Raw genomic sequence first — 11,904 nt, forward strand, 5'->3', positions numbered from 1 at the left:
TCATGACCACCACCCAGGCCGAACAGTTCACCGTCCGACGTTCCTCTGCTGACCAGTCTTCCGCCGGTGCCGTGCCGCTTCCGCTGCCTCCCGCCGGACACTTCATCAACGGATCGTTCGTTCCGGGCTCCTCCAACGAGTTCATCGACGTCATGGACCCCTCCACTGAACAGGTCATCGCGTCCGTCCAGGCAGGCACCGCTGACGACGTCGACGTCGCGATTGAAGCCGCCATCGCAGCCCAGAAATCTTGGGGAGCCACCACCCCCAAGGAACGGGCTGATGTCCTGAACCTGATCGCCAACATCATCGAGGCCAACCGCGAAGCGTTCGAGGCCATCGAGTCCGCCAACACGGGCAAGCCGCACGCCGTGGCCGAGGATGATGTCACCAGCACCATTGACACCTTCCGCTTCATGGCCGGCGCTTCCCGCACGCTGACGTCGATGGCCGGCGGCGACTACGCCACCGGCCACACCTCCGTGATCCTTCGCGAACCCGTGGGCGTCGTCGGCGTCATCACCCCCTGGAACTACCCGCTGTTGATGGCCGCCTGGAAGATCGCACCGATTCTCGCCGCAGGCAACAGCATCGTCCTGAAGCCTTCCGAGCAGACCCCGTTGTCCACGCTAAAACTGGCCGAACTCGTGGCCGGACGCATCCCCAATGGCATCCTGAACGTCATCACCGGTCGGGGAAGGACGGTCGGGCAGCGGCTTTCTGAGCACCCCGACGTCGCCTTGGTGGCGCTGACGGGCAGCGTTGTCAGTGGCCAGGCCGTTGCGGAATCCGCCGCAAAGTCCGTGAAGCGCGTCCACTTGGAGCTCGGCGGCAAAGCTCCAGTCGTTGTCTTCCCGGACGCCGATCTCCGCGCGGCTGCCGCTGGAGTCCGGAACGCCGGCTTCTGGAATGCCGGCCAGGATTGTGGTGCCGCCTGCCGTGTTCTGGTCCATGAGTCCGTGGCGGCAGAATTCACGGAGCACCTGGTCCGGGAGGTTGGCACATTGGTAGTGGGCACTCCGGCGGCAGGGGACGACGTCGAAATCGGTCCCATGATCTCCGGCCCCCACTTCGAGCGTGTTAAGGAAGCCCTCGCCGAAGCCCGGGCCGGAGGCCTTAACATCGCCCTTGGCGGTTCGGCATTGGAAGGCCCCGGCTACTTCATCGAGCCAACGGTCATCAGCAACGTCCCGGCCGGCGCGCACATCGCCACCCACGAAATCTTCGGCCCCGTAGTCACCGTCGAGACCTTCAGCACCACCGAAGAAGCTGTCACCCGGGCCAACGAGAGCCCTTACGGCCTGTCCGCCTCGGTATGGACCAAGGACTCCAGCCTCTCCCTGCGGATTCCCAAGCAACTCGACTTCGGCACCGTCTGGGTCAATGCCCACCTGGTTCTGGCTTGCGAGGTACCGTGGGGCGGATTCAAGGGATCCGGCTACGGCCGCGACCTGTCGCTCTACGCCCTGGATGATTACTCGCGCACCAAGCACGTCATGATCAACCACGGCGCATGAGCACCCGGACAAGCAACGGAGCTTTCACCATGACCACCAACGTCTCCCGTCCCGCCTCCTTGGCAGGTGCCTCCACGCCCTCCGCTCCCTTCGGCACGGACGTCACCTGGACCAACTGGGGCGGGAACCAAAGCGCCACGCCGGCGTTTACGGTCCGGCCCAGGAATGAACAGGAAGCGCTCGACGCCGTCCGCTTCGCCATCCGCGAAGGCCTGCCTGTGCGGGCGGTCGGCTCAGGACATTCGTCTTCACCCCTGGTTCAAACCGGCGGCGTCCTGATGGACATGTCCGGCCTCTCCGCCATCACCGGCACCGACCGGGTGGGGCGCCGCGCCCGGGCCCTGGCCGGCACCACCATCAACGCCTTCGGGGACGCGTTGTGGGACAAGGGACTGGCGCTCAGCAACCAGGGCGACATCGACAAGCAGCAGATCGCAGGGGCCCTGGCCACCAGCACGCACGGATCCGGCAAAGACCTGGGCAGCTTCTCCTCCAAACTGCGCTGGGTGAAGCTGATCAACGGCTACGGCGACATCGTGGAGATCGGCGAGGACCAGCTCCGCGAACTTCGTGCGGCACAGACAGCCCTTGGCACGCTGGGGATCTTCCTGGAAGTCGAGTTGGCGGTCGAGGACAGCTACTACCTGCAGGAACAGATCACCTACCCCACCTGGGCGGAGACCGCGTCCACGTGGCAAGCCGACATCGACAACAACCGGCATTACTCCTTCCTCTGGTGCCCCGAAGACGACTCGTGCGAGCTTCTGGACCTGCCGGGTTCGCCGGATTACCGCATGGGCGGCCGGAGCTACACCAAGAAGTACAACATCGTGGACGTCCAGGATGAACGCCAGATCTCAGGCACTGAAGGTGCCCGGCTGGACCGCTCGTACCGGATCTATCCCGGCGGCTTCACCACCCAGTTCCATGAACTGGAGTACTTCGTCCGCAGTGAGGACGGCTTGGCCGCCGTCGAGGCCATCCAGGACCTGATCCGCAGCAGGTACCCCGAGCAGAAGTACCCCGTGGAAGTCCGCTGGGTGAAAGCCGACGACGCCTACATGTCCCAGTTCCAAGGCCGTGACAGCACTGTCATCACGCTGACCACCGAGCCGGGAACCGACTACTGGCAGTTTTTCCGGGATGCCGACGCTGTCCTGCAGGAATTCGAGCCGCGGGCCCACTGGGGGAAGATCCACTTCATGACACGGGGCCGCCTTGAGCGCCTTTACCCGGAACTGGACACCTTCATGCAGGTCCGCCGCGAATTTGATCCCCGCGGAATGTTCCTCAACGACCACACGCGGGCCCTCGTAGGCTAACTCGGCAATGCCGGGCAATGAACGCCAGCAACCACAAGGCGGGCTAATTGCCTCCATAACCAAATGGGAGGCTCCGTACTCATATGAGCACGGAGCCTCCCATTCACTTAATGGCAACCCGGTTAAACCTCCGCCACCGGTGCCGCAAACTGCGCCTCGTACAGCCGCGCATAGGCCCCGCCCGCAGCCAGCAAGGAAGCATGCGTCCCCTGCTCCACGATCTGGCCGGCCTCCATCACCAGGATGAGGTCGGCGTCGCGGATGGTGGACAGGCGGTGCGCAATGACAAATGAAGTACGGTCGGACCGCAGCGCACTCATCGCCTTCTGCACCAGCACCTCAGTGCGGGTATCCACTGACGAGGTCGCTTCATCGAGAATCAGCACCGATGGCCGCGCCAGGAACGCCCGGGCAATCGTCAGCAGCTGCTTCTCGCCCGCCGAAACGTTCCCGCCCTCGTCCTCCAGCACCGTGTCGTAGCCCTCCGGCAGGGAGTGCACGAACCGGTCCACGTACGTCGCCGTCGCCGCCTCCAGGATCTCCTCCTCGGTAGCGTCAGGCCGGCCGTACGCGATGTTGTCCCGGATGGTTCCGCCGAACAGCCACGTATCCTGCAGCACCATGCCCATCCGCGAGCGCAGCTCGCGCCGGGAAACAGAGGTGATGTCCACGCCGTCGAGCGTTATCCGCCCCGCATCAATCTCGTAGAACCGCATCATCAGGTTCACCAGCGTCGTCTTCCCTGCCCCCGTGGGGCCGACGATCGCCACCGTCTGCCCCGGCTCGGCGACCAACGAAAGGTCCGAAATCAGCGGCTTATCCGGGGAATAGGAGAACGAGACGTTCTCGAACACCAGCCGCCCCCGCCCGCCGGCCGGAACAGAACCAGCAGCCTCAGGCGACTGCTCCTCCTCATCCAGCAGCTCGAACACCCGCTCCGCCGAAGCCACCCCGGACTGCAGCAGGTTGGCCATGGACCCCAGCTGGGCCAGCGGCTGGGTGAACTGCCGCGAGTACTGGATGAACGCCTGCACATCGCCCAGCTGCATCGCCCCGGACGCCACCTGCAGACCGCCCACCACGGCGATCCCCACGTACACCAGGTTCCCGATGAACGTCATGGCCGGCATGATCAAGCCGGAGATGAACTGCGCGCCGAAGCTCGCCTCATACAGCTCCGCGTTCTTCTGCCGGAACCGCTCCCCCACCTCCTGCTGCCGGCCGAACACCTTCACCAGCGCATGCCCGGTGTACGTCTCCTCGATCTGCCCGTTCAGCTCGCCCGTGTGCTTCCACTGCGCCACGAACAGCTTCTGCGAGCGCTTGGCGATCATCGTCGTCGTCACCAGCGTCAGCGGAATGGTCACCAGCGCAATCAGCGCCAGCGTGGGCGAGAGCAGGAACATCATCACTAGCACGCCCAGCACGGTCAGCAGCGAGGTGACCGCCTGGCTGATGGACTGCTGCAGGCTCTGGGAAATGTTGTCGACGTCGTTCGTCACCCGGCTGAGCAGCTCGCCGCGCTGGATCGAATCGAAATACCGCAGCGGCAGCCGGTTGATCTTCGCCTCGATCCGCTCGCGCAGCCGGTACACCGTCCGCTGCACCACGCCGTTGAGTATGTAGGCCTGGATCCACATGAACGCGGACGCCAGCACATACAGCACCAGCGCCCACAGCAGCACGTTGGCCAGCGCAGTGAAGTCGATCCCCTGCCCGGGAGTCAGCGCCATGGCACTGAGCATGTCCGCCTTCTGGTTCTCCCCCGCGGCCCGCAGCTGCGCGATCAGCTGCGCCTTGCTCACCCCCGCCGGGAGCTGCTTGGATACGACGCCGGCGAAGATGAGGTTGGTGCCCTCGCCCAGCAGCCGCGGCCCGATCACGGACAACGCCACCGCAGCGACGCTCAGCACAATCACCAGCACCAGCCACAGCCGCTCCGGCCGCAGCGTGCCCAGCAGCCGCTTGGCGGACGGCCAGAAGTTCATCGCCTTCTCGGCGGGGACGTTCATCCCGGCGAACGGTCCCCCGTGCCCGGGGCCGCCCCGCGGCCTGGGGATGCGTTCGACGGCGGCAGTCCCGCCGGGTGCCCCGCCTGCCGGCCTGCCTGTGGTGCTCATACCGCCTCCTCCGCTGCCAGCTGCGAGGACACAATCTCGCGGTACGTCTCCGACGTTTCCAGAAGCTCATCGTGCGTTCCGTGGCCGACTATCCTGCCGTCGTCGAGCACCAGGATCTGGTCCGCGTCCGCGATGCTGGACACCCGCTGGGCGATGATCACCAGGGTGGCGCCGGAGGTGTCGTGCTTGAGCGCCTGCCGCAGCCGGGCGTCCGTGGCGGTGTCCAGCGAGGAGAACGAGTCGTCAAAAATGTAGAGCTCGGGCCGCTTCACCAGCGCCCGGGCTATCGCGATCCGCTGCCGCTGCCCGCCGGAGACGTTGGTGCCGCCCTGCGAAATCGGCGCATCGAGGCCGCCCTCCATCTCCCGGACGAACTCCTGCGCCTGCGCGGTGGACAGCGCCCGCCACAGCTCATCCTCCGTTGCATCGGGCTTGCCGTAGAGCAGGTTGCTGCGCACCGTGCCGGAGAACAGGTACGGCCGCTGCGGCACCAGCCCGATGTGCCCCCACAGCTGGTCCGGCTGCAGCTCGCGGACGTCCACGCCGTCGAACTTCACCGAACCGGTGGTCGCATCGAAAAGCCGCGGCAGCAGGTTCACCAGGGTGGTCTTGCCGGACCCGGTGCTGCCGATGATCGCCGTCGTCTGCCCCGAGCGGGCCGTGAAGCTGATGCCGGACAAAACCGGCTGCTCGGCACCCGGGTAGGCGAACCCGACGTCGTGCATTTCCAGCTCGCCGCTGCCCGCACCGCCCCGGCCGGTGGCGGCGGTGACCGGATGCTCGGGGGGCCGCACGCTCGACTCCGTGGTGAGCACCTGCCCGATCCGGTCCGCCGAAACAGCCGCGCGCGGGATCATCACGGCCATGAACGTGGCCATCATGACGGACATCAGGATCTGCAGCAGGTAGCTGAGGAACGCGATCAGCGTGCCCACCTGCATGGAGCCGTCCTCGATCCGGAACGAGCCGAACCAGATCACCGCCACGCTGGAGACGTTCAGCACCAGCATCACCACGGGAAAGGCGAGCGCCATCAGCCGGCCGGCCCGGAGCGCGGTGTCCGTGACGTCCTCGTTGGCGCGGCCGAACCGGGCGGTTTCGATGTCCTCGCGCACGAACGCCCGCACCACCCGGATGCCGGTGAGCTGCTCGCGGAGCACCCGGTTCACGGTGTCGATCCGCACCTGCATCTTGCGGAACAGCGGCACCATCCGGGTGATGATGAGCCCGACGGCGATCAGCAGCACCGGGACGCTGACGGCAATCAGCCAGGACAGCTGCGCATCCTGCCGGACCGCCATGATCACCCCGCCGATGCTGAGCATGGGTGCGGCCACCATCAGGGTGGCGGACATCAGCACCAGCTGCTGGACCTGCTGGACGTCGTTCGTGGAGCGGGTGATCAGGCTCGGCGCCCCGAACCGGGTGACCTCCTGCTCGGAGAACTCCCCCACCCGGGTAAAGATGGCGCCGCGCAGGTCCCGGCCCAGGGCCATGGCCGCCTTCGCCCCGAAGTACACGGCCACTACAGCGCACGCGATCTGCAGCATGGTGATTATCAGCATCAGGCTGCCCACCCGCAGGATGTAGCCGGTGTCCCCCTTGGCCACGCCCTGATCGATGATGTCCGCGTTGAGCGTAGGCAGGTACAGCGACGCGATGGACTGCGCCAGCTGGAAAATCACGACGGCGATCAGCAGCCGCCGCTGCGGCCGCAGGTATTCAACAAGCAGTTTCCAGAGCATCCGGAACTCCAACCCATTTCGGTCCCGCGGGAAGCGGTTCGAAGGTCAGTTTACGTCTGGTTGCTGGGGGCAACCAGCAGGCGTCCGGCAGAAGTGGGCGGGTTCTCCCAGAGCGTATTCCCCGCGCTCCCAGGCGCCGTCGGCTAACCTTCCCGGCGGCCGGCCATGGAGCGGTAGGACCGCCTGACAACACCGCCATGAACGCGTCAAGCACCATAGCTGAAATCCATCCCACAATTTCTCAGGTGCCAAAATCCCGCTCCAAATGGTGTTCTCCAGAGCCTCATTAGGCAGCACGCCCTTTCCCCTCCTCCAGGTTTGTGCATAATGCAACCGGTTCCGGAACCCCTGATGTCTAACGTGATCTTCCACACACCAAATCATTCAGAACGATGAGGAGATACACATGCCGAACTACAGGGTGTCGATGGATATCGGCGGGACGTTCACGGACATCGTGGCGTACGACCAGGCTGCGGGGACCTATGAGGCGACGAAAGCATCCACCACGCCAGGCAACCTGAGCGCCGGCGTCATCGCCGGCCTCGAATCGATTGTTAGCGACCTGTCCGACATCGAATTCCTGGTGCACGGCACTACCCAGGGCCTTAACGCTTTCCTCGAACGCCGCGGCGTTCCCGTGCTGCTGCTGGCTACTGCCGGTGTCGAGGACACCTACCACATTGCCCGCGGCCCCCGCCTCGAGCTCTACAACGCCCAGTACCGCAAGCCGGCTCCCCTCGTCGAGCGGAAGGACGTCATCGGGATCGGCGGACGCCTGGACGGTCAGGGCCACGTGATCCGGCCGCTCGACGAGGTGGCAGTACGCCAGGCGGCCCGCCGGGCACTGGACGAAGGATACGGCGCCGTGGCCGTTGCCTTCCTCTTCAGCTACAAGAACCCGGCCCACGAACTTCGTGCCCGCGAAATCCTGCTCGAAGAACTGGGTGAAGACTTCACCATCTCCCTTTCGCATGAAGCAGCCAAGGAATGGCGCGAATACGAGCGCACCTCGTCCGCCGTCGTCGAGGCGTACACCGGCCCCGTGGTCCGCAACTACCTCCTGGACCTGGAGGAGAAGCTTGCCGACCGCGGCGTGGAGGCTCCCCTGCACATCATGCAGTCCTCCGGCGGCGTGCTCACCGCCGAGTCCGCCCGCAAGCGTCCCCTTCAGACCCTGCTGTCCGGGCCGGTGGGCGGCGCCATGGGCGATGTCGAACTGGCCGGCGTGTCCGGCAACCGCAACCTCATCGGTGTTGACATGGGCGGCACCTCCTTCGACGTCTCCCTGGTAGTCGACGGGAAACCCGATGTGTCCACCGAAGCCCACCTCGAAGGCCTGCCAATGCTCATGAGCGTCGTCAACATCCACACCGTGGGCGCCGGCGGCGGCTCTGTGGCATGGCTCGAAGCCGGCGGCCTCCGGGTGGGCCCGCGTTCGGCCGGCGCCACCCCTGGGCCGGCCTGCTACGGCCGCGGCGGCACCGAACCCACCGTCACCGATGCCAACCTGGTGCTCGGCCGGGTCGACCCCGACTGGTTCGCAGGCGGACAGGTCACCCTGGACCGGGAAGCAGCCGTCACCGCCCTCAAAACCGTGGGAGACCAGCTCGGCCTGGATCCGATCGCCATGGCCGAAGGCATCTGCGACGTCGCCAACTCCCAGATGGCCCAGGCCATCAGGACCATCACCATCTCCCGCGGCATCGAACCCCGCGACTTTGCCCTCGTCGCCTTCGGCGGCGCAGGACCAATGCATGCAGTCTTCCTCGCCAAGGAGCTTGGAATACCGGAAACCGTGGTTCCCCGTTTCCCCGGCGCGTTCTCGGCGTGGGGCATGCTGCAGACGAACATCCGCAAGGACTTCTCCGAACCGTACTTCTTCCTCGACGAGGACATCGACGTGGCTGACATGGCCGGTGTCCTGCGAAGGATGGAAGTTGAGGGGCTGAGGTCCCTTGTCTCCGAGGGCGTCCCCGAGGAAAGCCGCCGCACCACCGTCTCCGTGGACGTCCGCTACCAGTCGCAGGAATTTTCGCTGAACGTCCCACTGACGTCCGCCGACGAACCCGAGTCAGAGGGCTTCGTCGCCAACCTGGCTACCCGCTTCTCCGCGATGTACCACGAGCGCTACGGGCACTCCAACCTGGGCGCCCCCATCGAAATCGTCGCACTGCGGACGCAGGCGGTGGGCGACCTGGGCCGGCTGGAGGCACCGCTCTTCGCCGCAGCACAGAGCCCGGAATTCAAGCACGAAATGCGCCGGGTGGTCTTTGACCACGAAGAACACGAGACCACCGTGGTTCGCCGCGACGACCTGGCCGCAGGGCACACCTTTGAAGGTCCCGCCATCATCGTGGAGCAGACCGCCACCACCGTGGTGCCGCCCGGGTTCAACGTCACAGTCGACGAGTTCGGCTCCCTGGTCATCCGCACTGAAGACGCAGAAGGAAATTGAGGTACCACTAATGACAATCGCTGCAGTCAAAACCCTGGATCCCGTAACCGTGGAGATCATCCGCAACGCGCTCACCAGCGCCGCGGACGATATGAATGCAACCCTGATCCGCTCCGCCTACTCGCCCATCCTCTATGAGGGCGGTGACTGCGTGGTGGCGCTGCTGGACAAGGAACACCGTGTACTCGGACAATCCGCGGGGCTCCCGCTGTTCCTCGGCAACCTGGAAACGTGCTCCATCGCTGTGGAGGAGCTGTACGGCCGCGAAGTCTGGCAGGAAGGGGACGTGTGGATCCTCAACGACTCCTACCTTGGCGGAACGCACCTGAACGATGTCACCATCTTCGCGCCGATTTTTGATGACGGCTCGGTGGTTGGCTTCGCCGCCACCCGCGCGCACTGGATGGACATGGGGTCCAAGGATGTGGGCGGCTCGATGGATGCCACGGACATCTTCCAGGAAGGCTTCCGTATGGGGCCGGTCAAGCTCATGGAAGCCGGCATTGAAACCTCCGTGGTGGACCTGATCCGCACCAACGTGCGCTTCCCCTACCAGACCATCGGCGACATGCACGCGATGATCGCCGCACTCCGGATGGGAACCACCCGGATGAAGGAGCTGGTGGGCCGGTACGGCATGGAGCAGCTCGATGCTGCCCGCGATGAAATCTTCCGCCAGACAGAGGAGATCGAGCGCGAAACCGTCCGAAACATCCCGGACGGCGTCTATGAAGCCGAAGGCGTGCTGGACAACGACGGCATCAACCTGGACACGCCCATCCCCATCCGGCTGAAGATCACCGTTGCCGGCGACACTGTTGACTTCGACGTCACCGGCTCCGCCGACCAGACCATGGGCCCGGTCAACTGCGGCGCAGCCCAAGCCGTTTCGGCCCTGCGCGTGGGGTACAAGCTCCTCGTCAGCCCGGACTCCAACTCCAACGGCGGATCCTTCCGCCCACTGACCACGCAGGTGCGTTCCGGGTCGGTGCTCGGCGCCGTGGCACCTGCACCGTGCCAGTGGTACTTCTCCCATCTGGGGCTGCTGATCGACCTGGTCTCCAAGGCAATGGCCCCCGCAATGCCTGAACGCGTAGCCAGCGCCAGCCACGGCGACTCAATGATCATCACCGCCGCCGGCTTCGATCCCCGCTTCGGCCGGAACTTCGTCAGCATGGAAGCCACTCTGGGCGGCTGGGGCGCCTGGCAGGGCACGGATGGCGAATCCGCCATGATCAACAACGTCAACGGCTCGCTCAAGGACCTGCCCATCGAAATGATGGAAACCCGGTACCCGCTGCGGATCAACGAGTACTCCATCCGGCCGAACTCCGGTGGCCCAGGGCAGTGGCGCGGCGGCAACGGAGTTATCCGTGAATACGAGTTCCTGGCCGACTGCGTGGTAGGCCTCTGGTTCGAAAGGTCCAAGACGCCGGCCTGGGGCCTCTTCGGCGGTTCCGACGCCCAGGGCCCGGAAGTGGTGATCAACCCCGGCCGGCACGACGAGGTCCGGACGCTGAAGGCCAACGCACGAAAGGTCAAGGCCGGCGACGTCGTCCGCCTGGCAGTCGGGGGCGGTGGCGGTTTCGGAGATGTCTCCAAACGTACCCGTGAAGACATCAAGTACGACATCGTCAACGGTTTCATCACCGAGGACTTCGCCAAGACCCACTACGGCTACTAAACGCCGCATAGAAAGGACTGACCGTGAAAATCACCAAGCGTCCAGCCGCAGCGATGGCCCTCATGAGCCTCGCCCTGCTGACCTCAGCATGCGCCCCGCCTGCCCAAAGCAGCACCACAGAAGCAGTGGCTGCCGGTGCAGACCAGAAACTCAACGTTGGATTCTTCGGTTTTGCCAAATCCAACGGCTTTGCCCAGGGCACGTACCTCGGCGTGGAGCAGGCGGCGAAAGCCAACAACGCCAGCGCCACCTTCGTGGACTCCAATTTCAGTGCCCAGACGCAGGTCCAGCAGATCCAGGATGCCGTCACCTCCAAGCAGTTCGAGGTGATCGTAGTCCAGGCAAATGACAACCAGGCCCTCATCGCACCTTTGACGCAGGCCGTACAGGCGGGCATCACGGTAGTTGTCGAATTCTCTGTCATCGGGCCAAAGTTCGACACCATCCAGCCGCAGGTTCCTGGTGCCATCAGCATCGTGGACCTGCCCACCCGCAACGGCAAGGTGCTCGGCGAGATGGGCAAGCAAGCCTGCGCCACGGTGCCGGGTGACACGTGCAAGGTAGCCTACCTTGAAGGCTTCAAGTCCCTGCCCCTGGATAATGCCCGGACCGATGCTGTGAAGGCGGAACTGGCAACCGATCCGAAGATCAAGCTCGTTGCCAGTGTCGAAGGCGGGTACACCCAGGACACCGGCCGCCAGGCATTCCAAAACGTCTCACAGGCGAACCCTGATGTTGACGTGGTGATTGGCGCATCCCAGGCCATAACCGGGGCCGCCGCAGCCGCCGGGAACAGTGACGTCAAGTTCATCGGCAACGGTGCATCCGTTTCCAATGTGGAGGCGGTCCGGTCCGGTAAATGGTTCTCCATCTACGTCAGCGACGTCGTGGCCAACGGTGCCAAGGCCACCGAACTGGGGCTCGCCAAGGCGCGGGGCAAGCAGGTGGAAACTGCCATCGACGAAGCCAGCCTGTCCCCCAACAACGGCAAGGGCACTAAAGAGGCACTTGATGCCCTGAACTACGTCTCAAAATACTCGGACTAGTCCACCCCCCTC

The 11,904-nt window shown here is 64.9% G+C and carries 7 protein-coding genes; 5 read left to right on the forward strand and 2 right to left on the reverse strand.

Annotated features, from left to right (window positions below; genetic code table 11):
* Positions 1-2 precede the first annotated feature (2 nt).
* Together JOE41_RS08535 and JOE41_RS08540 are read left to right on the forward strand one after the other, a co-directional pair.
* Entirely contained in the window at positions 3-1,517 is a 1,515-nt protein-coding gene (locus tag JOE41_RS08535) for an aldehyde dehydrogenase family protein (RefSeq protein ID WP_245200673.1), read from the forward strand.
* Positions 1,514-2,839, forward strand: coding sequence for a D-arabinono-1,4-lactone oxidase (locus JOE41_RS08540; RefSeq protein WP_245200674.1), 1,326 nt, complete (start codon positions 1,514-1,516; stop codon positions 2,837-2,839). The genes JOE41_RS08535 and JOE41_RS08540 overlap by 4 nt, the downstream gene beginning before the upstream one ends.
* Positions 2,840-2,961: 122 nt before the next feature.
* On the opposite strand, the gene JOE41_RS08545 is transcribed toward JOE41_RS08540, so the two are convergent.
* Together JOE41_RS08545 and JOE41_RS08550 are read right to left on the reverse strand one after the other, a co-directional pair.
* Positions 2,962-4,959: an ABC transporter ATP-binding protein gene (locus JOE41_RS08545; protein WP_280873439.1), complete on the reverse strand. Its 1,998-nt coding sequence runs from the start codon at positions 4,957-4,959 to the stop codon at positions 2,962-2,964.
* On the reverse strand, positions 4,956-6,704 hold the full coding sequence (locus JOE41_RS08550) for an ABC transporter ATP-binding protein (protein WP_209752013.1): 1,749 nt from the start codon (positions 6,702-6,704) through the stop codon (positions 4,956-4,958). Before JOE41_RS08550 ends, JOE41_RS08545 begins: the two co-directional genes overlap by 4 nt.
* A gap of 406 nt (positions 6,705-7,110) precedes the next feature.
* Here JOE41_RS08550 and JOE41_RS08555 point away from each other — a divergent pair, with 406 nt between their 5' ends.
* From JOE41_RS08555 to JOE41_RS08565, 3 genes are read left to right on the forward strand one after another with little or no spacing between them, the layout of a single operon-like run.
* The gene (locus tag JOE41_RS08555) at positions 7,111-9,162 is read left to right on the forward strand and encodes a hydantoinase/oxoprolinase family protein (RefSeq protein WP_011693466.1); all 2,052 of its coding nucleotides are present in this window, start codon (positions 7,111-7,113) and stop codon (positions 9,160-9,162) included.
* A gap of 10 nt (positions 9,163-9,172) precedes the next feature.
* Complete coding sequence (locus JOE41_RS08560) at positions 9,173-10,846, forward strand: hydantoinase B/oxoprolinase family protein (RefSeq protein ID WP_011693467.1); 1,674 nt, start codon at positions 9,173-9,175, stop codon at positions 10,844-10,846.
* A gap of 23 nt (positions 10,847-10,869) precedes the next feature.
* Entirely contained in the window at positions 10,870-11,892 is a 1,023-nt protein-coding gene (locus JOE41_RS08565) for a sugar ABC transporter substrate-binding protein (protein WP_209752014.1), read from the forward strand.
* The last annotated feature ends 12 nt before the right edge of the window (positions 11,893-11,904 follow it).

Source organism: Arthrobacter sp. PvP103, assembly GCF_017833075.1.
Taxonomy (GTDB): Bacteria; Actinomycetota; Actinomycetes; order Actinomycetales; family Micrococcaceae; genus Arthrobacter.

Bases quoted from the DNA above. Each gene is read 5' to 3' on its own strand.
- JOE41_RS08535 (WP_245200673.1), top strand. From the start codon at position 3: ATGACCACCACCCAGGCCGAACAGTTCACCGTCCGACGTTCCTCTGCT.
- JOE41_RS08540 (WP_245200674.1), top strand. From the start codon at position 1,514: ATGAGCACCCGGACAAGCAACGGAGCTTTCACCATGACCACCAACGTC.
- JOE41_RS08545 (WP_280873439.1), bottom strand. From the start codon at position 4,959: ATGAGCACCACAGGCAGGCCGGCAGGCGGGGCACCCGGCGGGACTGCC.
- JOE41_RS08550 (WP_209752013.1), bottom strand. From the start codon at position 6,704: ATGCTCTGGAAACTGCTTGTTGAATACCTGCGGCCGCAGCGGCGGCTG.
- JOE41_RS08555 (WP_011693466.1), top strand. From the start codon at position 7,111: ATGCCGAACTACAGGGTGTCGATGGATATCGGCGGGACGTTCACGGAC.
- JOE41_RS08560 (WP_011693467.1), top strand. From the start codon at position 9,173: ATGACAATCGCTGCAGTCAAAACCCTGGATCCCGTAACCGTGGAGATC.